This is a genomic window from Xanthobacter sp. 91, assembly GCF_000702385.1.
Taxonomy (GTDB): Bacteria; Pseudomonadota; Alphaproteobacteria; order Rhizobiales; family Xanthobacteraceae; genus Xanthobacter; species Xanthobacter aminoxidans.
Genome location: NZ_JNIB01000001.1, coordinates 4,257,617 through 4,280,391, shown reverse-complemented (window position 1 = coordinate 4,280,391; position 22,775 = coordinate 4,257,617). Strand labels below are relative to the sequence as shown.

General features: G+C 67.3%; 17 protein-coding genes. 11 read left to right on the top strand and 6 right to left on the bottom strand.

Annotated features, from left to right (window positions below):
- Positions 1-72 precede the first annotated feature (72 nt).
- Together A37E_RS0119980 and A37E_RS0119975 are read left to right on the top strand one after the other, a co-directional pair.
- On the top strand, positions 73-576 hold the full coding sequence (locus A37E_RS0119980) for a DUF2380 domain-containing protein (RefSeq protein ID WP_029558242.1): 504 nt from the start codon (positions 73-75) through the stop codon (positions 574-576).
- Positions 577-700: 124 nt separating this feature from the next.
- Complete coding sequence (locus tag A37E_RS0119975; RefSeq protein ID WP_245279388.1) at positions 701-2,356, top strand: DUF1254 domain-containing protein; 1,656 nt, start codon at positions 701-703, stop codon at positions 2,354-2,356.
- Between the two features lie 56 nt (positions 2,357-2,412).
- Here A37E_RS0119975 and A37E_RS0119970 read toward each other — a convergent pair whose 3' ends face one another.
- On the bottom strand, positions 2,413-2,739 hold the full coding sequence (locus A37E_RS0119970) for a hypothetical protein (protein WP_024279377.1): 327 nt from the start codon (positions 2,737-2,739) through the stop codon (positions 2,413-2,415).
- Positions 2,740-2,960: 221 nt separating this feature from the next.
- Here A37E_RS0119970 and A37E_RS0119965 point away from each other — a divergent pair, with 221 nt between their 5' ends.
- Complete coding sequence (locus tag A37E_RS0119965) at positions 2,961-4,055, top strand: HWE histidine kinase domain-containing protein (RefSeq protein ID WP_245279387.1); 1,095 nt, start codon at positions 2,961-2,963, stop codon at positions 4,053-4,055.
- Positions 4,056-4,103: 48 nt separating this feature from the next.
- Here A37E_RS0119965 and A37E_RS26125 read toward each other — a convergent pair whose 3' ends face one another.
- Positions 4,104-4,775 carry a VIT1/CCC1 transporter family protein gene (locus A37E_RS26125; protein WP_029558239.1) on the bottom strand — a complete coding sequence of 224 codons (672 nt, stop codon included), beginning with the start codon at positions 4,773-4,775 and terminating at the stop codon, positions 4,104-4,106.
- 227 nt (positions 4,776-5,002) lie between these two features.
- On the opposite strand from A37E_RS26125, the gene A37E_RS0119955 reads away from it, so the two are divergent.
- The 4 genes from A37E_RS0119955 (at position 5,003) to A37E_RS27075 (ending at position 8,543) form a co-directional block, all read left to right on the top strand.
- Complete coding sequence (locus A37E_RS0119955) at positions 5,003-6,049, top strand: ABC transporter substrate-binding protein (protein WP_051679206.1); 1,047 nt, start codon at positions 5,003-5,005, stop codon at positions 6,047-6,049.
- Positions 6,050-6,168: 119 nt separating this feature from the next.
- Positions 6,169-7,038, top strand: a complete 870-nt coding sequence (locus A37E_RS0119950) for an ABC transporter ATP-binding protein (protein WP_245279386.1) — start codon at positions 6,169-6,171, stop codon at positions 7,036-7,038.
- A gap of 22 nt (positions 7,039-7,060) precedes the next feature.
- Positions 7,061-7,939 (top strand): ABC transporter permease, encoded by an 879-nt coding sequence (locus tag A37E_RS0119945; RefSeq protein ID WP_038194778.1) that lies wholly within the window; start codon positions 7,061-7,063, stop codon positions 7,937-7,939.
- 85 nt (positions 7,940-8,024) lie between these two features.
- On the top strand, positions 8,025-8,543 hold the full coding sequence (locus A37E_RS27075; protein WP_156026391.1) for a hypothetical protein: 519 nt from the start codon (positions 8,025-8,027) through the stop codon (positions 8,541-8,543).
- Positions 8,544-8,549: 6 nt separating this feature from the next.
- On the opposite strand, the gene A37E_RS0119940 is transcribed toward A37E_RS27075, so the two are convergent.
- Together A37E_RS0119940 and A37E_RS0119935 are read right to left on the bottom strand one after the other, a co-directional pair.
- The gene (locus A37E_RS0119940) at positions 8,550-9,926 is read right to left on the bottom strand and encodes a sensor histidine kinase (RefSeq protein WP_029558235.1); all 1,377 of its coding nucleotides are present in this window, start codon (positions 9,924-9,926) and stop codon (positions 8,550-8,552) included.
- Positions 9,913-10,584 (bottom strand): response regulator, encoded by a 672-nt coding sequence (locus A37E_RS0119935; RefSeq protein ID WP_029558234.1) that lies wholly within the window; start codon positions 10,582-10,584, stop codon positions 9,913-9,915. Before A37E_RS0119935 ends, A37E_RS0119940 begins: the two co-directional genes overlap by 14 nt.
- Before the next feature lie 252 nt (positions 10,585-10,836).
- On the opposite strand from A37E_RS0119935, the gene A37E_RS0119930 reads away from it, so the two are divergent.
- Positions 10,837-15,966 (top strand): autotransporter outer membrane beta-barrel domain-containing protein, encoded by a 5,130-nt coding sequence (locus A37E_RS0119930; protein WP_029558232.1) that lies wholly within the window; start codon positions 10,837-10,839, stop codon positions 15,964-15,966.
- Between the two features lie 3 nt (positions 15,967-15,969).
- Positions 15,970-18,063 (top strand): tetratricopeptide repeat-containing sulfotransferase family protein, encoded by a 2,094-nt coding sequence (locus A37E_RS0119925; protein ID WP_051679205.1) that lies wholly within the window; start codon positions 15,970-15,972, stop codon positions 18,061-18,063.
- Positions 18,064-18,067: 4 nt separating this feature from the next.
- On the opposite strand, the gene A37E_RS0119920 is transcribed toward A37E_RS0119925, so the two are convergent.
- Entirely contained in the window at positions 18,068-18,898 is an 831-nt protein-coding gene (locus A37E_RS0119920) for an SDR family NAD(P)-dependent oxidoreductase (protein WP_081837697.1), read from the bottom strand.
- Positions 18,899-19,221: 323 nt separating this feature from the next.
- Between A37E_RS0119920 and A37E_RS0119915 the strand changes: the two genes are divergently transcribed.
- Together A37E_RS0119915 and A37E_RS0119910 are read left to right on the top strand one after the other, a co-directional pair.
- Positions 19,222-20,274, top strand: a complete 1,053-nt coding sequence (locus A37E_RS0119915; RefSeq protein WP_245279385.1) for a polysaccharide biosynthesis/export family protein — start codon at positions 19,222-19,224, stop codon at positions 20,272-20,274.
- 7 nt (positions 20,275-20,281) lie between these two features.
- Positions 20,282-21,610, top strand: a complete 1,329-nt coding sequence (locus A37E_RS0119910; RefSeq protein ID WP_029558226.1) for a hypothetical protein — start codon at positions 20,282-20,284, stop codon at positions 21,608-21,610.
- Positions 21,611-21,645: 35 nt separating this feature from the next.
- Here A37E_RS0119910 and A37E_RS0119905 read toward each other — a convergent pair whose 3' ends face one another.
- Entirely contained in the window at positions 21,646-22,737 is a 1,092-nt protein-coding gene (locus A37E_RS0119905; RefSeq protein ID WP_029558225.1) for a hypothetical protein, read from the bottom strand.
- Between the last annotated feature and the right edge of the window lie 38 nt (positions 22,738-22,775).

Genomic DNA, 22,775 nt, shown 5'->3' with positions numbered 1-22,775 from the left:
CAGCGTGAGGCCTTCTCTGGCCGGAGGGCGATGGCGGCGGCACGCTCAGGCCATCAGACCGGAGAAACGACCATGGCGCCGCGCCCCTTCCCGCTCCTGCCCGCCCTTGCCGTTCTCGGCACACTCGCGAGCGGCGCCGCCGCTGGCGGGGAGGCGCGCGGCGTGGCGATCATCGATTTCACCTACAGCGACTCCTCCGGCGAGCCGCGCGACCAGACCGCTGAGCATCAGGCGCGACTGAAGGCCTTCATGGCCGCCCTCGCCACCGACCTGTCCTCCGGCGGGCGGCTGCGCGTGGTGACGCCGGACTGCGATCCCGCCCCCTGCACGCTCACGGCCGGCGCGGTGCCGGAGCTGGCCGAGGCGGCGAAGCAGGCCGGCGCCGACCTGCTCGTGGTCGGCGGCATCCACAAGATGAGCACGCTGGTGCAGATGGCCAAGGTGGAGGTCGTCGCGGTGAACGCCGGCCGTGTGGTGTTCCAGAAGCTCTACACCTTCCGGGGCGACAATGACGAAGCATGGCGCCGCGCGGAATCCTTCATCGCCGGCCAGATCCTCACCGTGCCGCAGGATTGAGCCGCCGCCCCGGATGGCCCCGGCAGCCGTCCTTTGCGGCACGCGCCATGCTGCTCGGGCAGGAGATGTTCAAGCACTGCCTTGACCACTAATGTCCGCGGCTCTGCATTGGGAGGAGCCGATCGTGGAACTCAGACCGTTCAATTACAGCCTTCCACCTTCGCTTCGCACCTCGGCCGTGGCGGGTGCTCTGGTAGTGGGTGCGTTGCTTGTCTCGGCGGTGGCGCAGGCCGAGGTGCCGGCCAAGGTCGTCGAGCAGCTCGGCGCGCCGGCGTCGATCAGCACGGGCTTCGGGCCGCTGACCTTCAAGGACGGCGTGCCGACGGCCGAGACGGCCGAGAAGACCTACGACATCCTCGATTTCAATCAGGCGCTCGCCGCCTACAACAACAGCTTCCGCGGCGCCTCGGCGCTGGCCCTCGTCAAGGGCTTCGAGAGCATCGGCGCCAAGCCCGGCGATGTGGTCATCTTCTCGAAGCTGATGGATTCCCATTCGCTGTTCCTGACGGCCAACGCCGACACGGTCTACTACCTGACCGGACTCGACCTGAGCAAAGGCCCGGTCGTGGTCGAGCAGCCCTCCGACGCGGTGGGCACCATCAACGACATGTGGTTCTCGTGGATCATCGATATCGGCGGGCCGGGGCCGGATCGCGGGCTCGGCGGCAAGTACCTGATCGTCGGGCCGGACTATGATGGGCCCCTGCCGGAAGGCGGCTATTTCATCGGGCGCTCGAAGACGAACTTCGCGCTCTATGCGGCGCGGGCCTATCTGAAGGACAACGACCCCAAGCCCGCTGTCGAGAACATCAGGAAGACCATGAAGGTCTATCCCTACCAGCCGGGCGCCTACGGTTCGAGCCTCGCCCAGGCGCTGGACGGGAAGGTCCGCATCGCCCCCGAGCCCAAGCTCCCCGAGACCAAGTTCATCGAGGGCAGCGGACTGTCGTTCAACACGATCCCGCCCAGCGACATCGGCTTCTTCGAGCTGATCAACGAGAACGTCCAGATGCAGCCGGCGACCAGCTACGACGTGGAGCTGGCCGGCCAGCTCGCCGCCATCGGCATCGTCCACGGCAAGCCGTTCAATCCCGATGCGCGGATGAAGAAGATCCTGTCGGACGCGGCGGCCTTCGGGCAGGCGACCGGGCGGGCACTCAACTGGCGCTATGCGATGAAGCACCCGGACTGGGCCTATTACAAGGACTCCAGATGGGGCAGCATGCTGTGGCAGGGCGGCGCCTTCTTCGAGACGCCCCCGCCCGTCTTCGAGGCGGGCGTGTTCAAGCCCCTGCCGCCGACCGGCGCGCGGACGCTCGATTCCCGCACGGCCTTCTATTACGGCTACACGCTTGATTCCCCCGGCATGATCATGCGCGTACCGGGCATCGGCTCGCAGTATCTGATGAGCTTCCTCGATCCCGAGGGGAATCCCTTCGACGGCGCGAAGACCTACAAGGTGGTGCTGCCGCCGCACATCCCGGCGGCGGCCTTCTGGTCGCTCACGCTCTACGACAACCAGACCCGCTCGATGCTGCAGACGCCCCAGAACTATCCCCGCGCCGGCAGCCAGGGCTATCCCTCCCCAGCGGCCGAGGCGGCGGCGGACGGCACGACCACCATCTGGTTCGGGCCGACCCAGCCCCAGGGCGTCGCACGCGCCAACTGGATCCAGACCATGCCCGGCAAGGGCTGGTTCACCATCCTGCGCCTTTACAGCCCGCTGCCGTCCTTCTTCGACAAGAGCTGGCGGGTGGGCGAGATCGAGGCCGTGAAGTAACCACTTTGGCCCGGGGGCGCCCTGCCTCCCGGGCCGGTTTCCAGCCCACGGCGGTCTCAGCGCCCGCGCTGGTCCCAGCGGCCGCCCATGGTGTTGACGAGGTGGACGTAGTCGAACAGGTCGCTCAGCATGAAGTGCCGGTTCTCGATGGTGGTCATGTGCGCCACCGTGTGCGGATCGCCTTCGAGATAGCGGAAGGCCGTGGTGCGGAACTGCTCAGGCAGGGCCAGATTGAACGGCGAGGGCTGGGTCAGCATGCGGCAGATCTGGTCGAACAGCAGGCGGAAGCGCTCGTCCTCGGGGTCCATGTAGACGTCCCCGAAGTCCGCCTTGTAACGCCCGAAGAGCGCGAGATAGTCGTCGGCGTCCGGCTTTTGCTGCATCGGGCTTCCTCCCTTGGCTCCGCCAGGGCGCAAACAAGTTCGATGCCAGACGCCACCGCTTCGCACGCGAGGGACACCAGGTCGCGGCCTCTCGCGTACGCGTGCCTGTCGCTGGCCCCTGCCCCGTCCCGCGCATTCGGGGGCTTGGGTGAAAAGCGCTATGCTCCCCTGCGAGAAAATGCCATTGAGGATCAACCTGTCGGCAAGCTCGGGATGCGCCTTTGAATACCGCGTTGAGGGAGAGTGAGCGGCTCAAGGCGCTAGCCAGCTTCAACATGCTGGACAGCCCGAGGGAGCGGGATTTCGACGAGATCGCCGAATTGACCTCGCGCATCTGCGAAACGCCGATCGCCGTCGTGAACTTCATCTCCGACCATCGTCAGTTCTTCAAGGCCGAGGTGGGCCTGGGGGTCCGCGAGACGCCCCTGGACAGCTCGTTCTGCGCCAAGGCGATCCTGGAACAAGAGTTTCTTCTCGTTCCTGATGCGACCCAGGACCCGCGCTTTGCCTGCAATCCCCTGGTCACGGGGGAGCCGAACCTGCGGTTCTATGCAGGCGCGTTGCTGAAGACCACCGAAGGCCATGCCATCGGCACCCTGTGCGTCTTGGATTACCGGCCCCGGCAGCTTTCCCAGCTTCAGCAGGACACCCTCAAGGTGCTCGCCCGTCAGGTGATGCGGCAGCTGGAGCTCCGGCAGGCCCTGCGCGAGCGTGACGAAGCGCAGAAGCAGCAGGCCGTCCTGAATGCCGAGATCACCCACCGGATGAAGAATACGCTGGCCATGGTTCAGGCCATTGCGACCCAGACGCTCCGGGGCGTGCAGGAGCGCGATGCCGTCGAGGCCCTCTGCCGGCGGATCGCGGCCATGGGCATCGCGCACGACCAGTTGCTCCAGCAGGACTGGATGGCCGCCTCCATGATGAGCGTCGTGCGACCGATGCTCGAACTCCATGGGGACGACGGCCGCATCGCGACATCCGGCCCCGACATCGAACTCGGTCCGAAGACCACGCTCTCGCTCTCTTTGCTCCTTCACGAGCTGGCGACGAACGCGGCCAAGCATGGGGCGCTGTCCGTACCCGGCGGCAAGGTCGACCTGTCGTGGACGATCGACGAAGAGGCCGGCGAGCCGACGCTTCGGATGACCTGGCAGGAGTCGGGTGGCCCGATGGTGAACGAGCCCGGCCGGCGAAGCTTCGGATCTCTTCTGATCGAGATGGGACTGCTCGGGAAGGGCGGCGTCGTGAAGGAGTGGATGCCGTCCGGGCTGGTGGCGCGGTTCGAAGCGCGCATGGCGGACGTTCAAAGACGCTGAGACCGCCCGCGGACGAGTCGAGGCCGCGACGCGGCCGCCGCCTGAGCCTTACGAGAGCAACCGCCCCACCAGCACACCAGCTGCCGCAGCGGAAGCGGCGATGGTCAGCGTCTCCGCCGTGGCGCGCACGATGGAGCGCTTGCCCACGATGCCGCGCCCGACACCCAGCGCCACCAGCAGCGCCGTCGTCAGCAGCAGCGAGACGATCCGCGCCTGATCCATGGGCAGGAAGGCGAAGGGCAGCACCGGGGTGAATCCGGCGAACAGGTCCGAGACGAACATCCAGAAGGCATGCGAGGTCGGGCTGGCGCCGTCATCCGCCTCGTCGAGCTCGGAGCGCAGGCCGAGGGTGGCGCGCGGCGCACGCTTCAGCGCCTCCGCCACCTGCGCCACGTCCGCCGCCGCCATGCCGCCGCGGGTGAGGGCCGCCGCGACGGTCTCCACCTGCGCTGCGGCCTCCGTCGCATCCACCGGCCCGTTGCGCCGGGCGCGGCGGGCGTCACGCACCGATTCCGCATCGAGATAGCTGCCCGCCATCATGGAGACGGCTGCTGCCGCCGCACCAGTGGCGCCAGCGATCAGCACCGCGCGGGGATCGTTGGTGCTCATGGCCACGCCGAAGACGAGGCCGAAGATGGAGACGGTGCCGTCCTCCATGCCGAACACCACATCGCCGATGGACGCCTTGAGCGAGGCAACGACGCGCGACGGCAGCGACATGATGCGTTTCTCCAGCCCGATCCTGACAGCCTCGCTGCTCATGACACGGCCGGCAAGCTGACGAAAGGGCATTCCAATTCCTTGGGCATTCCTTTCCGGAATGAAAGCCGACTGAAAGCTGAAAGGGTTTATCCGTGTTGGTGTGGAGAAGCCGGCCGTCTCATAAGCGCCGCAGGTCCACCACCAGGAAACGCGGGCGCAGGGCGCCCTCACGGGAAGGGCATCACATGCTGAAATCCTCTGCTCGCATCCTTGCGCGCGGCCGCCTGAAGGCGCTCGCCGGTGCGGCCGCTATCGCCGCGAGCCTGCTCGGCCCGGCTGCCGCCCATGCCGAGAAGCTGACCATCATCGTCGGCGGCATGGAAAAGCAGATCTACCTGCCCGCCGCCCTCACCAATGCGCTCGGCTACTTCAAGGATGAAGGGCTTGAGGTGGAGCTCATCAACTCCCGCGCCGGTGTCGAGGCGGAAAACGAACTGCTCGCCGGCGCCGTGCAGGGCGTGGTGGGCTTCTACGACCACACCATCGATCTTCAGGCCAAGGGCAAGTTCATCACCTCCGTGGTGCAGTTCAGCCAGGCGCCCGGCGAAGTGCAGATGGTGGCGACCAAATACGCCGACCAGATCAAGTCGCCGGCCGACTTCAAGGGCCATACGCTGGGCGTGACTGGCCTCGGCTCCTCCACGGACTTCCTCACCCGCTATCTCGCCTTCAAGGGCGGCCTGAAGCCGGGCGACTATTCCCTGCTGCCGGTGGGCGCGGGCAATACCTTCATCGCCGCCATGAAGCAGGACCAGATCCAGTCCGGCATGACCACCGAGCCGACCATCGGCCAGCTGGTGAAGATGGGCGTCGCCAAGATCCTCATCGACATGCGCACGCCGGAGAAGACCGTTGCGGCCCTCGGCGGCCTCTATCCGGCCGCCTCCTTCTACGTGCAGGCGAGCTGGCTGGAGAGCCATCCCGCCGAGGCGCAGAAGCTCGCCAATGCCTTCGTGCGCACCATGCGCTTCATCGCCAGCCACTCGGCGGCGGAGATCGCGGAGAAGATGCCGAAGGACTATTACGTCGGCGACAAGGACCTCTACATTCAGGGTCTGGCCGAGGGTAAGGCGCAATTCACGCCGGACGGCCGCATGCCCGCCGGTGGTCCCGAGACGGTACTGAAGGTGCTGCAGGCCTTCTCCAAGAACGTGCAGGGCAAGGCCATCGACCTGTCCAAGACCTACACCACCACCTACGTGGACAACGCCGCCAAAACGCTCGGCAACTGAGCCTCGGCACCTGACGCTCGTCTGCTGACCCCGGCGCTGCGGCCTCGTCGCGGCGCCCCTCATCACACCCCGAAAGAATTGAGGTCGCCGCGCCCCGCGCCGGCGGCGGGAGGAAACGCATGTCCCTTCAGACCCTCGATCCCGCCCGCCCGGCGGTGATCCCCGGCGCGATCGCTGCCGCCGGCCTCGGCCCGGCCATCGAGCTCGACAACGTCACCCGCCGGTTCCTGACGCCCGACGGCAAGTCCATGACGGCGCTGCGGGACTTCAACATGAGCGTGGACCGCGGCGAGTTCGCCTGCGTGGTCGGCCCCACCGGCTGCGGCAAGTCCACCACGCTCAACCTCGTCACCGGCCTCGCCAAGCCCAGCGCCGGCGAGGTGCGGGTGATGGGCCAGCCGGTCAACGGCATCCACAAGGACGTGGGCTTCGTGTTCCAGGCGGATGCGCTGTTCCCCTGGCGCTCGGTGCTCGACAACGTGGCCGCCGGCCCGCTCTATCGCGGCCTGCCCAAGTCCGTGGCCTACGAGAAGGCGCGCGACTGGATCGCCCGCGTGGGCCTCGCCCGCTTCGAGAGCCATTATCCGCACCAGCTTTCCGGTGGCATGAGGAAGCGCGTGGCGCTGGCGCAGACCTTCATCAACGAGCCGAAGATCCTGCTGATGGACGAGCCCTTCTCGGCACTCGACGTGCAGACCCGCACCAACATGCAGGACGAGTTGCTCACCCTGTGGTCCGGCTCCGGCGCGTCCGTGGTGTTCGTCACCCACGACCTCGAAGAGGCCGTTGCCCTCGCCGACAAGGTGTATGTGCTCACCGCCGGCCCGGCCACGGTGAAGAGCGTCTACACCATCGACCTGCCGCGCCCGCGGGTGATGGCGGAAATCCGCTACGACGCCGCCTTCGTCGAACGCTGCCGCACCATCTGGGACGATCTGCGCGAAGAAGTGCAGATCGGCCAGCAGCGCACCCTCGACACCGGCCACTGAACGGGAGGAACGACCAATGACCATGCAGGCAGACGCCGCTTCCGCCCCCTTCGCCGCCGCCCGCGCGGTGCCCACCGAAGCCGAGATCGAGGCCAAGGCCCGCGCCCGGCTGAAGGCCCGCCGCGCCCTCGTCATCTCGCTGCGTATCGCCATTCTCGTCGCCGTGCTCGGCATCTGGGAAATCGGCGCCCTCACCGGCTTCATCGATCCGTTCTTCTTCGCCAGCCCCTCCGGCATCGCCGAGCAGATCTGGGTGTGGATGACGGAAGGCACCTCGCAGGGCCCGCTCTGGGTGCAGATCATGGTGACGCTGGAGGAAACCATCCTCGGCTTCTTCATCGGCGCCGTGGGCGGCATCGTGTGCGGCATCGTTCTCGGTCGCAACAAGCTCTTGGCGGACGTGTTCTCCATCTACATCAAGATCGCCAATTCCATCCCGCGCGTGGTGCTGGGCTCGATCTTCATCATCGCGCTGGGCCTCGGCATGGCGTCCAAGGTGGCGCTGGCGGTGGTGATGGTGTTCTTCGTGGTGTTCGCCAATGCCTTCCAGGGCGTGCGCGAGGCCGACCGCGCCATGATCGCCAACGCCCAGATCCTCGGCGCCTCGCCCTTCCAGATCACCACTTCGGTCATCATCCCCTCGGCCATGAGCTGGATCCTGGCCTCGCTCCACGTCTCCTTCGGCTTCGCGCTGGTGGGCGCGGTGGTGGGCGAATTCCTCGGCGCCAAACAGGGCGTGGGTCTCCTGATCGCCACCGCGCAGGGCGCGTTCAACGCCAACGGCGTGTTCGCGGCCATGATCATCCTCGCGGTGGTGGCGCTGGTGATGGAATTCCTCATCACGCTGGTGGAGAACCGTCTCGTGAAGTGGCGCCCGGTGCCCTACAGCGAGCAGAACTGAGGAAAAAGGCGAGAGACAGTGATTCAGTTGCTGGACACGTAGACGATGCTGCCATTCTGATCCCGCATGGACTATATATCGTGAAATGGAGCGTCAAATTTACGATAGCCATGCGGGGTTGGCAGTGGACAATCCGGAGTTATATATCAAAAATGCGTCAAAATTGGCACTTTCTGACGCTGCTTATTTCCTGTTAAAGTTCTGTCAAAACACCTACATATCGACTATAAATCGAAAAAAACTATCAACTATAGAATATAATAATAAATTATCCGTATCAAAATATCGCCGCTTTGCGAATTATATCACCAATTTTGCCATTGAATCTATTTTAGGCAGACAGAATAGGGATATCGCTAATACAGATATGGTTTTCGATTGGCTCAAACGAGCCCACCCTACCGAAAATTTTTCCACCCTGCAGGCAGCCATTCGTTCGGCGGTGAATTTTGATCGGGACTGCACCAGATGTTTTGAATATAAAAGTGGGAGCCTCACCATCGATGCAGAAAGTGCCGTTGAGAAAGCCGCCCAGCTGAATCCGGGGTTTGGCGAGGAGACGTTTCGCCTCGCAGTGCATTGGACGTGTATTGCCATGAAATAGTGGCGATCATCCCCCCGCCACCGGCAGCCGCATCTCCACCCTCAGCCCGCCGGCCGCCGCCGTGCCGAGCAAGAGCCTTCCGCCTGCCCCGTCCACCACCTCGCGCACGATGGAGAGGCCGATGCCGGAGCCCTCGCCCGGCGTGCCCGGCACCCGGTAGAAGCGCTCGAACACCTTGTCGCGCTCTTCCGGCGGAATACCCGGCCCCGAATCCTCCACCACCAGCACAGCCTCCTCCGCCGTCCCCTCCACAGTAACAGTCACGGTGCCGCCCTTCGGCGTGTAGCGCAAAGCGTTCTCCACGAGGTTCACCACCGCCTCGCGCATCATGGCGCCGTCGCCGCGCGTGACGGCGGGGGCGTTCACGTCGAGGCCGAGGTCGATGTCCCGCTCCACCGCGAGATAGGCGAGCCCCTCCAGCACCTGCCGGGCCGACTGGGCGAGGTCGATGTCTTCGTCGCGCGGGCGACGGCTGCCCGGCTCGGCGCGGGACAAGGTGAGGAGTTGGGCGGCGAGGCGTGCGAGGCGGCGGGTGCTCTCCTCCGCCCCGGCCAATGCCTCCGCGCGCTCGGCGGCCTCCCCGGTGCGGCGGGCGAAGGCCACCTGCGTCGAGAGCAGCGCCAGCGGCGTGCGCAACTGGTGCGCGGCATTGGCGACGAAACGGCGCTGCGCCGCCATCTGCCCGGCGACGCGGCCCATATAGGTGTTGAGCGCGGCCACCAGCGGGCGCAACTCGCTCTGCACGGCATGGTCCGGCAAAGGGGAGAGATCGTCCCGCCCCTTCTCCATCACCGCCTCGCGCAGGCGCATCAGCGGCGCCAGCCCCCGCCCGAGGCCGATGATGACCAGCACGCCGGCCGCCACCAGCAGGATGAGCTGCTGGCCGAAATTGCCCACCCATAATTCCCGCACCATGGCCGCATGTCCGGCAAGCGTGACACCCACCACGACCGTCACCCGCGCGCCATCGGTGGCGCCAACCAGCGGATAGGACAGGGCCGCGAGCCGGAGGTCGCTGCCGCGATAGCTGCCGGTGAAATGCACCGGCGCGCTCGCCTGCGGCGGCGGCTCGGGCAGCGGCAGATCGGGATAGCCGCTGAGCAGGCGGCCGGCGGCGGTGTCCACCCGGTAGAACACCCGGTCCCGGTGGCCGGTGTCGAACATCTCCAGCGCCACGGGCGGGACGATGGCGTCGATGACGCCCCGGTCGATGCGCACGTCCTCGGCGATGGCGCGGACGGAGGCATCGAGGGTGCGGTCGGTGACGAGATCGGCGGTGGCGCTCGCCTGCCGCCAGCTGGTGAAGACGTTCACCGCCACGAGGCCCGCCAGCGGCAGCAGTAGCCACCGCAGAAGCTGGAGGCGGAGGCTATCCATGCGCATGCTGCAACAGATAGCCGAGCCCGCGCAGGGTCACGATCCGCACGTCGGCCCCCTCCAGCTTCTTGCGCAGGCGGTGGACATAAATCTCGATGGCGCTGGGGTCGGCGAGATCGTCGAGGCCGAAGATGCTTTGTGAAAGCTGCGCCTTGCTCACCGTCTGCCCGGCCTTGATGAGCAGGGCCTCCAGCACCGCATGCTCGCGCGGAGTCAGCGCCAAAGGCTCCGCGCCGAGGCGGAACAGGCGGGTGTTGGTGTCGAAGGCGAGCGTGCCGCAGGTGATGACCGGGTCCGGCCGGCGCGCCGAGCGGCGGAGTTGCACGCGGATGCGCGCTTCCAGCTCGGCGATGTCGAAGGGCTTGGCGAGATAGTCATCCGCCCCCTCATCCAGCCCCGCCACCCGCCCGTCGAGGCTGGCATTGGCGGTGAGGATGATGACCGGCACCGCATTGGCGCGGCTGCGCAGGCGCTTCAGAAGCTGCATCCCGCCCATGCCGGGCAGGCCGAGGTCGAGGATGACGAGATCGTAGGTCTCCAGCGCCAGCGCCTGGTCCGCCGCCTCCCCGTCATTGAGCACGTCCACGACGAAATTGTCCCGCCGCAGGATCTTGGCGAGCCAGTCGGCAAGCTCGTGATTGTCCTCGACCAGCAGGAGACGCATGAAACGGGAGCCCGGCCGCCCCGGCGGCGACGTCCCAGTCTCGCCGTGCGGCTGGGGGCGATCAAGTGCGCGGCAGCAGCATTTCCTGTGTGCACTGCAACACCTTAACCAAGGCGGCGAACGCATCGGAATGGTGGCCGACAACCGCCAGCTAAGCGTTGCGCTTAGGCCGAATCGGGAGGTAACTTCCGCAAGGTTTTCACTCGTCCGTCCTGCAACCAAAGCTGCCCCGCCGTTCCGGGAGAGGTGCGCATGTCCCGCCTGCTTGCGACCAGCCTGCTCGCCTCGACCTCTCTGCTGGCGCTCGCGCTGGCCGGCCCGGTGGCCCGTGCCGGTGACTATGTGATCCCCTCGGGCACGGTGGTGGCCGCCCCGGTGGTGGTGAGCACCTCGACGCCCGGCGCGCCCTTCGGCAGCGTTATCAACCAGGGCGGCATCGTCTATTCCGAGACAGCGAAGAATTCGTCCTTCGCGCTGACCGTGGACGCCCCCTCGCTGACGAACGGCATCCTCAATGCCGGTACCATCAGCGTCACGCAATCCCTCACCAAGCTGAGCGTCGCCGCTGGCAGCACCCAGCCCAGCACCAGTGCCGAAACCAAGGGCATCCTGATTTACCCGGCTCCCTCGCCCACCCCGCTGTCCGGCAGCATCGAGAACAGCGGCAGCATCCAGGCGAGCCGCATCATCAATGCCGCTCCGGTCATCGGTAACGGCGACGTCGCCGTCAACGAATATGCCCAAGGCATTCACGTCGCGACGTATTTCGCCGGCGGCATCGTTAACACCAATAGCGGCGTTCTCGACATCTCCAACGATGTCACCGCCGTCTACAGCCCGGTCGCCGGCAATAGCTCGATGACGCTCACCACGAACGTCTCGGCGATCGGGGTGTTGTCGGTGAGCAGCGCCGCGGCAAACAGCATCGACAACGCCGGAACCATATCCGTCCGGGCGCGCGGGGGCATCACCGAGAAACTGGTGACATCCTCGGCTGCCTGGCTGCTGGCGGCCGCCACCGCCCGCGCCATCGGCGTCCAGATGAGCCAGCTCGGCGCCAACATGCCGCCCGGCGTCTCGGGTGCCACGCTGGCGAACTCCGGCATCATCGATGTGGTGGCCTCCATCACCCACACCACCAACTTCACGGTCGCCACCACCCTGAACATCCACCCGGCTCGGCTGGTGGAATCGAGCGCGGTCGTGCTCGCCTCGGGGATCAGCACCACAGAGGCGCAGATCACGAGCTTTCAGAACACCGGCACCATTACCGTCGAAGGCTCGGCCCTGAGCGTCTCGAAGGCGAGCGTCGCCGCCTACAACACCGCGGCCCTGCTCAACTACAATGATCCCAAGACCCCGCAGACCAACCCGGAAATGGGCTCGGTGGGCGGCTCGGTGACGGCCTATGGCGTCTCCTTCGCCAACGGCAGCCTGGGCGATCTCACCAACAGCGGCAGCATCGACGTGACCGGCGTGGCCGACACCACCACGAGCGCGTCCGCCTCCGCACTCGACAAGACCCGAGTCGCGCAGCAGAATTTCGCGGCCGTCACCCTCACCGGCATCAATGTGGCCGTCGACACCCTCACCGGCCCCATCGTGAACAGCGGCGTGGTGAACCTCTCGGCCACGGCCTCGCTCCAGAGCCAGTCGACAGCCAGCTCCGACGGAGCGCCGACGAAGAAAAAGGCCGAGGTGGCGGCGAGCGGCTATCTCTACACCCACCTCGCCGGCATCAGCGTGGTCGCCAGCGGATACGCCGCCAGCGACTACAGCGCCACGGTGCGCAATTCGGGCGTCATCAAGCTGACCTCGAAAGCCACCGGCTCGCAGTCCGGCCTCGCTTTGTCGGAGCGGGAGGCGGAAGCCAACGTCACCTACAGCGCCGGCGCGAACTTCCTCTCCGGCGCCCTGCTCTTCGCCACCAATTCCGCCGCGGGCGTCTATATCAGCGCGCCGAACGTGGCCGAGGTGACGAACTCCGGCGTCATCGACGTCTCCTCCACCTATGCCTCCAACCTTTCCGCCACCGCGGGCGGCGGCAGCAAGACGGCGACGGCAACGGCCACCTCCGGCCCCTCCTCCTTCAACAGCTTCGGCCTCAACATCACCGAGGTGGCGGGCGGCCCCTCCACCGGCACGGTCGCGACCACGGGCATCACCAATTCCGGCACCATCGCCCTCGCCTCCGCCGTGGCGCTGACCAACGTCGCCGCGGCGAACGCAAGTTCCTCCGACGGCGCGGCGGTGGCCTCGGCGCTCAGCCAGTCCACGGCGCTCAGCACCGTGCCCGGGCTCGACGGCGCCATCGCCGCCAGCTACGGCATCTATGCGAGCCTCGACGGGCTTGCCGGCAACCTCACCAATTCCGGCGTGATCTCGGTCGATCAGGCGCTCACCATCACCACCGTCGGCTCGGCCGCCGGCGCGAGCGCACAGGCCACCTCCGTCGCGGACGGGCTGTCGCTGGCCATGGGCATCCTCGCCTTGCCCGGCCAGGTCAGCGGATCGCTGGTGAATTCCGGCGCCATCACCGCCGTCGCTTCCGGCACATTCGGGGCGGTCGCGAGCACAACGGCGGGAAGTGGCGAGGCCGAGGCGAAGGCGGACGCCACGGGCATCGTGCTCGCCAGCGGCATCGTCGCGTCGACGGACGGATTGGCAGGATTTTCCAACAGCGCGACGGTGCTTTCCCAGGCGAGCGCCACCACCTCGGTCTCCGCCGTCTCCAGCGGCACCGGAGAGGTGAAGACATCGGCCCACGGCGTCGGCTCGGCGCTGGCGCTGGGCGTCATGCTGTCGGGCACGCAGAAGATCTCCGGCGACGTCACCAACACCTCCATCATCGGCGCGACCGCGCTGTCCAATGTCACGGCATCGGGCAAGGGCGGCACGGTTTCCAAGGACGCGACGGCCGTCTCCTCCGCCTTCGGCCTCTTCACCGCGGCCGGCGCGGGCATCGGCGGCGATCTCGTCAACACGGGCACCATCGGCGGCAGCGCCACCGCGAACGCCACCGCCAGCGGCGGCACGGCGGATGCCTCCGCCTTCGCCTATGGCCTTGCCCTCGATGCCACCGGCGGCGTCGGCGGCAGCATCGTCAATTCCGGCATCGTGGTCGCCACCGCATCGGCCGGAGCCACCGGGGCCAGCACCAGCGCAAAGGCCGTCGCCGTGGGCCTCCAGATCGCCTCCGGCACGGTGGGTGGCGCGCTCGCCAACACCGGCGCCATCGCCGCACAGGCGACGGGCACCGACGCCACCGCCATCGGCATCGCCATCGGTTCCACGATCGACGGCATGGCCCTGGGCGCGGCGCAGGTGACGACCCTCGACACCCTCAAGGTGGACACCGCCCTCGCCACCGCCGGTGCGGTGACGCTCACCGGCGGCCTCGTGAATACGGGCGGCATCACCGCCACCACCGGCGCCACGGGCAGCGCCACCGCCATCAAGGTGGCGGGCGGCAGCAACATCGGCACGCTCACCAATCGCGGCGGCATCTACGCCATCGAGGGCAACAACGCCGGCATCGCCATCGACCTGACCGGCGAGGGCTCCGCCACCCGCGTCCTGTTGCAGGATGGAACTGTTTTCGGCGACCTTGCGCTCTCCTCCACCTATGCCGACGCCATCACCTGGAGCGGCGGCACGCTGAACGGCGATGTGCTCGGCGGCGGGCTCGGCAGCCTCACGGTGCTGGCCGGGGCGGACACGAGCTTCGTCTATTCCGGCACGCTGGAGAGCCTCGCGAGCGTCAACGTCGGCGGCGACGGCACGCCGGTGAGCCTCGCCTTCATCGGCACGGCGGTGGGCATCGGCACCTTCGCCGTGAAGGACCAGGGCACGCTGATCCTCACCGCCGACAGCGCCATCGAAACCAAGTCCTACACCCAGGCCGCCGGCGGCACGCTGGGCGTCTATCTCTCCCCGCAATGGAGTGCAGCACCCATCGTCGCGACGAGTGCCGAACTCGACGGTACGGTGGCCGTGCTGGGGGCCACGGGTATCCGGGCGAAGACCACGAGCTACGATCTCGTCTCCTCGTCCGACATCTCCGGCTCCTTCGCCGACGTGACCACCCCCAACAGCCTGCTCTCCGCCGCCGTCACCTATGATGCGGACGGGGCGACGCTGGTGCTCACCCGCAACGCCACCACCTCCCTCGCCGGCCTCTCCCTCGCGGGTCGCTCGCTGGCGGCGGGCATCGATCTCAACTACCAGCGGCTGTCTCTCTCCTCGCCGCTGAGCCCGGTGCTGGACAGCTTCTACGTCGGCACCGACGGGCAGGTGGCGAACCTCCTCAACCAGATGTCCGGTGCGCCTCTGGCCGATGCGAAGACGGCCGGCATGGCGACCTTCGGCACCATCAACGGGCAGATCAGCCAGCAGCTCGCCGCCACCCGCGGCACAGGCGCCCTGCCCAGCGGCGGCAGCGCGCTCCTCTCCTATGGTGCGGGCGAGGTGAACCTCTCCGGCAACGCCTATGCCGCCACCGGTTCCGCGTCCGGAGCCTCCAGCCCCTGGACATCCCTTGCAGCGGCCGCACCGGCGCCGCAGAACGGCGTGTGGCTGCGCCCGTTCGGCAACTGGGGCAGCACTGACACCGGCAACGGCACGGTCTCCAGCTCCGGCGGCGGCGTGCTCGGCGGCATCGAGCGGGCGTTCGGCGACGATGCACGCGGCGGCGCCGTCTTCAGCTACCAGACGGCCAACCTGGGCTTCACCACCCCGGCCTCGGGATCGGTGGACCAGTGGACCGCCTCGCTCTATGCGGAAAAGCAGTGGGGCGCCTTCTACGCCAATCTGTTCGGCACCTACGGCTACCAGACCTACGACATGAGCCGCTCCATCGCGTACGGCGGCACGCTCTTCACCGCGCGCTCGAACTTTTCGGGCAATGCGGGCGCGGTGGTGGGCGAGGCGGGCTATGACTATGCCTATGCCCCCGGCGCCAAGCTTGAGCCCTATCTGCGCCTCGCCTATGCGGCGCTGAGCACCGACACCTTCGCCGAGCGCGGGGCCGGCGTGTTCAACCTGAACGTTGCCGCCGACACCACCCAGTCGCTGCAATCCACCCTCGGCCTGCGCGTCATCCAGCCTCTGTCGCTCTCGACCCTGCCGGTGACGCTGCGGCTGGAGGCGGGCTGGCAGCACGAATATCTCGACACGGGCGCGAGCCTCGGCGCCGCCTTCCTGTCCGACAGCACCATCGCCTTCAACATCCTGTCGGGCGGGCCGAGCGATCTGGCCCTCGCCGCGGCGGGGCTCTCCTTCGCGCTCACGGCCAATATCGACGGCTACCTCGAATATCGCGGCAGCTTCGGCGACGGCTATTCCAACAGCACGGCCTCCGCACAGCTTCGGCTGCGGTTCTGAAGCATGGTCGCGGATCGCGGCGGGCCGCTGCCGACGCTGGAGCGGGCGTGGGAACTCTACCGCGCCGGCGACCTGAGCGGTGCGGAGGCGGTGGCGCGGACCATCGTCCAGCGGGCCGTGCTTGGGCAGCAGGCGGCATTGGGCGAGGCGGCGCACCTCGTCGGCGTCATCCTCGCGCAGACTGGGCGGACGGAAGAGGCCGTCAGCTTCATGGCGCGGGCGGCCGACGCCGATCCCGGCCGGGCCTCCTACCACAGCAACCTGTGCGAGATGCGCCGCCAGACCGGCGACCGGCCCGGCGCCATCGCCGCCGGGCGCGCGGCGGTCGCGGCCGATCCCGCCTATGCGGCCGGGCACAACAATCTCGGCATCGCTTTGTTCGAGACCGGCGCGCTGGAAGAAGCCCTCGCCTGCTACGGCCGGGCCATCGGCCTGCGCCCCACCTTCGCCGAGGCCCACAACAACCTCGGCAACGCTCTGCGTGCCAAGGGCCTGCCGGGCGAGGCCATCGCCGCCTTCCGTGCCGCCCTGGCCCAGCGCGGGCATTATCCGGAAGCCTGGAACAACCTCGGCAACGTGCTGCGCGAGACGGGCGATTTCCGCGAGGCGGACGCCGCCTTCCACACCGCCATCGCCCAGCGGCGGGACTATGTGGAGCCCTACAATTCCCTCGCCTTGTCCCTGTTCGCGCAGGAGCGCAGCGAGGAGGCCTTCGCGGTGCTGGCGCTGGCCATTTCGGCGGCGCCCGAGCGGCCGGAGCCTGCCTTCTATCTGGCGCAGGGCCTGCTCAACGAGCGCAAGGCGGAGGGCGCGCGCTCGGCCTGCCAGCGGGCGTTGCGCGCCAACCCGCACCATGTGCCGACGCTGGTCCTCCTCGCCCGCATCCTGCGCGATCTGGAGCGCGGCGACGAGGCGATCGACGCCGCCCGCCGGGCGCTGGCCCTCGCTCCCGATGATCTCGACGCGCTGAACGTACTCGGCCTGCTGCTGATGGAAACCGGCGACCTGCGCGGCGCCTGCGCCCTATTCGAGCGGGCGCTGGCGAACGATCCCGCCTCGGTCAACAGCCGCATCAACCTCGTCGCGGCCCGCAAGGTGCGGCCGGACGAGGATATGGTGAAGGCGCTGGAGAGCGCGCTCTCAGCCGAGACCGGCGAAGCCGAGCGCATCCCGCTCCATTATGCCCTCGGCAAGGCCTACGACGACCTCGGTCGTCACGCCGAGGCCATGGACCAGTTCATCGCCGGCGCCCGGCTGAAGCGCGCGCAGCTGACCTATGACGAGCCCGCCGCGCTCGCCACCTTCGACCGCATCCGCGCCATCTTCACCCCCGCCTTCCTCGCCGAGCGGGCCGGCATGGGGGATGCGCACGCGCGGCCGATCTTCATCGTCGGCATGCCGCGCTCGGGCAGCACGCTGGTGGAGCAGATACTCGCCAGCCATCCCGCCATCCAGGGTGGCGGCGAGATGGACCTGTTCCACCGCGCGGTGAACCGCATCGACCAGGCATTCGGTGGCATGGTCCATTATCCCGAGCTGATGCATCTCATCGAGCGGCCGGAGATGGCCGAGATCACCTCCGCCTATCTCGACGCCCTCCCCGCCCTCGCACCCGGCAAGCGGCTGGTGGCGGACAAGATGCTGAACAACTACTTCTACCTCGGCCTCATCCACATCCTGTTCCCGCGCGCCGTCATCATCCATTGCCGGCGCGATCCGGTGGACACGGCCATCTCCTGCTTCTCCAAGCTGTTCCGCGACGACCTGCCCTACAGCTACGATTTCGCCGAACTCGCCCGCCACCATGCCGCCTATGCCGGGCTGATGGCGCACTGGGACGAGGTGCTGCCGGAAGGCACCATCCTGCCCATGGACTACGAGGCAGTGGTGGCCGACATCGAGGGCTCCGCCCGGCGCCTCATCGCCACCTGCGGGGAGGCATGGGACCCGGCCTGCCTGAAATTCCACGAGACGGAGCGGCCGGTGCGCACGGCCAGCATCACCCAGGTGCGCGAGCCGCTCTATGCCACCTCGGTCGGCCGCTGGCGGCGCTACGGACCCGCCATCCAGCCGCTGCTGGATGCGCTGGGGCGCTGAGACTTCAAGGCTTGTTCCGGCGCAGGAGCCGCATCTGCACCCGCGCGAAAACGCCGGAGGCGAGGCCCTGCAGGCGCGCGATGGCGGCAAGCTGCGCGGTCGGCGCGGACATGAAGCCCCCGCGCTCGGCGGTGCGGACGAGATGCGCCGCCACCACCTGCGGCGCGAGCGGCCGGCCTGAGCCGGCGAATGGCGCGATGGCGGCGGGACGCCGCGGACGCTCCTGGGCGAGCTGCGGCGTGTCCGTATCCGGCGGCACAGAGACCGTCACGCGGACGCCCGAGCCGGCCAGCTCAATGCGCAGCGCCTCGGCGAATCCGCGCACCGCGAACTTGGACGCGCAATAGCCGGCATAGCCCGCGACCCCGAACAGCCCGGCAGCGGAGGCGACCAGGGCGATGTGCCCCTGCCCCGCCGCCACCATGGATGGCGCTGCGGCACGCACCAGATTCGCGGTGCCGAGGAAATTGGTCTCCACCTGCGCGTGCGTGGCGGCCACGTCCTGCTCCAGGAAGAAGCCGGGCTCGACGATACCGGCGCTCGCCACAACCCAGAGCGGCGTTCCGTGCGCGGCGAGAAGGGCATCCACCAGCGCGGTACAGGCCGCAAAGTCGCGCACATCGAGCGCGTGCGCGACCACCGCGATTCCCTGCGCTTCCAGTTTCTCCCGCGCCCGGGCGAGGCGCGCCGGATCACGGCCGAGAATCGCAACCGTGCAACCACGGCTTCCCAGGATTTCCGCAATGCAAAAGCCGATGCCGCTCGACCCGCCGCTGATGATGGCGAGGGGCCGGTGCGTGCGGACCACCCCTGCTGCGACCAAGTGTTCCGACATGGAGAGCTTACCCTGTTACCATATTCCCTTAGGTCGCCGACAACACCGACGGCAGCGAGACACCTTGCAACTGCACGTCCCGACTGCGCAATTTTGCGGAACAACAATGACGTGTTGCAGTACCGCAACGCTCCCTTAAACGTTGTATGGCTAGGTCGCTGTGCAGAGCGAGGGGATGTATAACAGCCCTGCTCCTCCAGCGGCGGGACCGTAGCGCGTCAATGTTGTCGGCAAATAAATTTTTCGCCTCGCTGCTGCTCGCAGCCGCAACTTGCGGCTGCACGGCACTGCCTTCCTCCGGACCGTCCCGCGTCGAGATCGAGATGGCGCAGCCATCCGACGACCAGCGGTATCTGCTGGTAGACGTCGACGACCGCACCCTTTCGCTTCTGGCGCAGGAGCGCCCCGCCACCTTGGGCGGCCGCTTCGGCGATTATCGTCCCCCCACCCGCTACGTGGTCGGCGTCGGCGACGTCATCTCCGTCACCATCTGGGAGGCGGCGGCCGGCGGCCTGTTTTCCGGCCCGGTCATCGACCGGCTCGGCACCGGCTCTCGCAGCGCAGCCATCCCCGAACAGCAGGTGGCGCAGGACGGCTCCATTACCGTGCCTTATGCCGGGCGCATCCCGGTGGCCGGGCGCACCACGGCGCAGATCGAGGCCGCGGTGGTCGAAAAGCTGAGCGGCAAGGCCATCGAGCCGCAGGTGGTCGTGGTGGTCACGCGCAGCGTCAGCAACGCCGCGACCGTGCTTGGCGAGGCAACCACCGGCGCCATCGTCCCGCTCTCCCCGCGTGGCGATCGCGTGATGGACGTGATCGCGGCGGCCGGCGGCATCAAGATTCCCGCCCATGAGGTGTTCGTGCGCCTCAGCCGCGGCGGCAACACCGTGACCGTGCCCATGCAGGCTCTGCTCAACGATCCGAAGGAGGACGTCTACGTCCGCCCGCTGGACAAGATCGTGCTGATCCGCGACCCCCAGACCTTCACCGTGTTCGGCGCCGCCGGAAATCCGACCATCGTGCCGTTCGACGCGGTGGGCATCACGCTGGAAGAAGCGGTCGCCCGTGTCGGCGGCCTGATCGATTCCCGTGCCGATCCGTCCGGCGTCTACCTGATGCGCATCGAGCCGGCGCGCTTCGCCGCCCGCCTGCGGCCGGATTCCCAGCCCTTGGAGAGCAACGGCTATGTCCGCGTGATCTACCGCTGGAACATGCGCGATCCGAACTTCGTCTTCCTCGCCCGCAGCTTCAATATCCGCAACAAGGATGCGATCTACGTCGCCAACGCGCCGCTGGCGGACCTGCAGAAGGTCACCTCGCTGTTCAACTCCGTAGCCCAGCCCGTGGTCAGCACGGTCTCGGTGGCGGCGCAATAGGGCCGGCATGGTCTCCCCGGCGCATGCAACCCGGGAGAGCGGGCACCTGGACCGGCAGAATGGCTCCATTCTGTCCCGCGGGATGCTGCACGTCCGACCCGGACCGGCGCTGAAGACCCTTGTGAAGCGATTGGCACCGGGGCTGCAGCGGCGCGAAACCGCCGTTGCAGCCCCGCGTACCGGCTTGGTCCAGCCGCAGCCCGAAAGCGCCCTAGACCGGACGACAATCCTTCAGGCGCGGCTATCGCGCGGTCAGTTCGCCGCCCTAGGCTTCCTCGTCGGCGTTTTCGTGCCCACGCTGATCGCATTTGCGTATCTGTCGATCTTCGCGGTGCCGCAGTTCCTGTCCGAGGCGCGCCTCGTCGTCCGCGGGAACCTCGAGCAGGTGGCCGGCGGTGGTTCTCCGATCGGCGGCGTTCCGCAAGTTCCGAACAGTCAGGAAGCACAGGTTATCGTTGACTACCTGCGCAGCCGCACCCTGGTCGGCATCCTGCAACAACAGATGGATCTGCGCCGCATCTTCGCCTCCGCCGACCATGATCCCATATTCGGCCTGTCCCGTACGGCCAGCGAGGATCAGCTCGTCACTTACTGGAACCGGCAGGTCAAGGTGGCGCTCGAATCGACCTCGGGCGTCATCACCGTGAAGGTGAGCGCCTTCAGTCCCCAGAGCGCTGCCATGTTGGCCGCAGCCGTCATCCGGCAGGCCGAACAGGCTGCCAATGACCTCACCATCCGCAATCGCGGCGACCGGGTCGTCCAGGCTGGTATCGAGGAGCGCGCCGCATTCACGGATCTGGCTGTCGTGCGCAGCGAACTCGAAGCCTTCAGGAACACCCAGGGTACCCTCGACCCCCTGCGCAGCGCCGTTCAGTCCTATTCCGTGATCGCCCGCCTCAGGGACCAGCGGTCCGAGATCAATACCGACCTCAGTGCGGCTCGTATGCGCCTCGATGAGAACTCGCCGGTCGTGCGAGCCCTCAAGGAGCGGCTCAGGACGGTCGATGAGCAGATTAAGACGCTCGATTCCGAACTCCTGGGTTCCTCGTCCAGTGACGCCGGATCGACGGCGAACCTGATCGCCGGAGCTGAACTGGAGGTGCACCGCCGCTTGGCTGAGCAACGGCTTCGGCAGGCGGAACTGGAACTTATGGAAGCGCGGACCCAGGAAGCCCAGAAGCAGGTCTACATCCTGACATTCATGGCCCCCACCATGCCGGACGAGAAAATCTTCCCCTCGCCCCTGCTCCAGGCCAGCATCGTGTTCGCTGTCCTCGCCACGGCCTGGGCCGTGATTTCGCTCTACGTCGGCAGCATCTACGCCCGCACCCGGTGAGCCCTCTGCCAGTCCCGCCCGGCCGGATGGGACGATCAGGTTCCTGGCGGATCCGCCGATATCACCTCTGCGGGCGCTTCCTCAACGACGTCATCGGCGCGCCGAAAAGCGTCGCCGACGTCGGCATAGACCTCGGCATCCATGGCCAGAAGCTCCTGGGCGCTCGGCCAGTCGCGCACCAGATCGGCGAGTTCCCCCACCTGGCGTGACCAGACGAGCTGTGGAGGCGGCGGCAGGGCCACTCCCAACACGGCAGCGAGCGTCTCCCAATAGACATCGACCTCGTCAGAATGACCGACCACATCTATTTCTGACAGCGTCTGCAGAGCCTTTTCGACGGCTGACGGCTCCAGCTGATCGTCTGATGTCAGACATGTCAGCAAGCGCGTGAGAGGGCTGACCAAGAGCTTGCGCTGGGCCGATGTCAGTGTCCCAAGCCAGGTCTCCAGGTCGCTCATCTCCTCGACCGTCGCACCCGCCAGGCTGTCGAGCAGCGGACGCATGGCCTCCGTGAGCACGGAATAGGCAAGGTTGGGAGTCTTTACCGCCCAACGCAGCACGAGCAATTGTTCGGCAAGCTCCTCGAACGGATCACGGATCAGCACCGAGCAGGTGAAATTGACATGCCGGAGCAATGGCTCGTAGGAGCGGAAGAAGAGCCTGCCGGTGCAATAGACCGATGACGAGAAGGGCAGCGCGATGATTGATCGCGCGGCCTCCTCGGGCGTCCGTTCCAGCCGTGTGAACACCATGTGGAACAGGTTCTGCAGCGGCTCGTTGAGCGCCGCTTGCGGCAACAGACGGGTTTCGAGCCGGAACAGCTTGCCCTCGGCAGTCGCGCTCTTCGGACGGCGGCGATAGATACGGACGTTTGTGGCCTCGTCATGCAACTCCACATCGGGAATCTGCGCGAGCCCCGGAACATGCTGCTCGTCGATGTAGAAACCGCAGATGCCCGTGTCATGCAGCCCATGCTCACGTAACAGAGGCCGCAACACGGTCGCCGGGACAACGCGGCGCATTTCGCCCCCGGTGAAGATCTTCACATGGGGCGTGGCCGAAGGATGGTCGGGCATGATCCATCCCACGATGTGGGTACCGGCATCCTCGTCGATGCTGAAGCGCAAAATTCCACTCCGGATTGGACGTACCGCGCGGAAGACCG

Coding starts and splice junctions, on each gene's coding strand:
- A37E_RS0119980 (WP_029558242.1), top strand. CDS start 73: ATGGCGCCGCGCCCCTTCCCGCTCCTGCCCGCCCTTGCCGTTCTCGGC.
- A37E_RS0119970 (WP_024279377.1), bottom strand. CDS start 2,739: ATGCAGCAAAAGCCGGACGCCGACGACTATCTCGCGCTCTTCGGGCGT.
- A37E_RS26125 (WP_029558239.1), bottom strand. CDS start 4,775: ATGTCGCTGCCGTCGCGCGTCGTTGCCTCGCTCAAGGCGTCCATCGGC.
- A37E_RS0119955 (WP_051679206.1), top strand. CDS start 5,003: ATGCTGAAATCCTCTGCTCGCATCCTTGCGCGCGGCCGCCTGAAGGCG.
- A37E_RS0119950 (WP_245279386.1), top strand. CDS start 6,169: ATGTCCCTTCAGACCCTCGATCCCGCCCGCCCGGCGGTGATCCCCGGC.
- A37E_RS0119945 (WP_038194778.1), top strand. CDS start 7,061: ATGCAGGCAGACGCCGCTTCCGCCCCCTTCGCCGCCGCCCGCGCGGTG.
- A37E_RS27075 (WP_156026391.1), top strand. CDS start 8,025: ATGGAGCGTCAAATTTACGATAGCCATGCGGGGTTGGCAGTGGACAAT.
- A37E_RS0119940 (WP_029558235.1), bottom strand. CDS start 9,926: ATGCGCATGGATAGCCTCCGCCTCCAGCTTCTGCGGTGGCTACTGCTG.
- A37E_RS0119935 (WP_029558234.1), bottom strand. CDS start 10,584: ATGCGTCTCCTGCTGGTCGAGGACAATCACGAGCTTGCCGACTGGCTC.
- A37E_RS0119930 (WP_029558232.1), top strand. CDS start 10,837: ATGTCCCGCCTGCTTGCGACCAGCCTGCTCGCCTCGACCTCTCTGCTG.
- A37E_RS0119925 (WP_051679205.1), top strand. CDS start 15,970: ATGGTCGCGGATCGCGGCGGGCCGCTGCCGACGCTGGAGCGGGCGTGG.
- A37E_RS0119920 (WP_081837697.1), bottom strand. CDS start 18,898: ATGTCGGAACACTTGGTCGCAGCAGGGGTGGTCCGCACGCACCGGCCC.
- A37E_RS0119915 (WP_245279385.1), top strand. CDS start 19,222: ATGGCGCAGCCATCCGACGACCAGCGGTATCTGCTGGTAGACGTCGAC.
- A37E_RS0119910 (WP_029558226.1), top strand. CDS start 20,282: ATGGTCTCCCCGGCGCATGCAACCCGGGAGAGCGGGCACCTGGACCGG.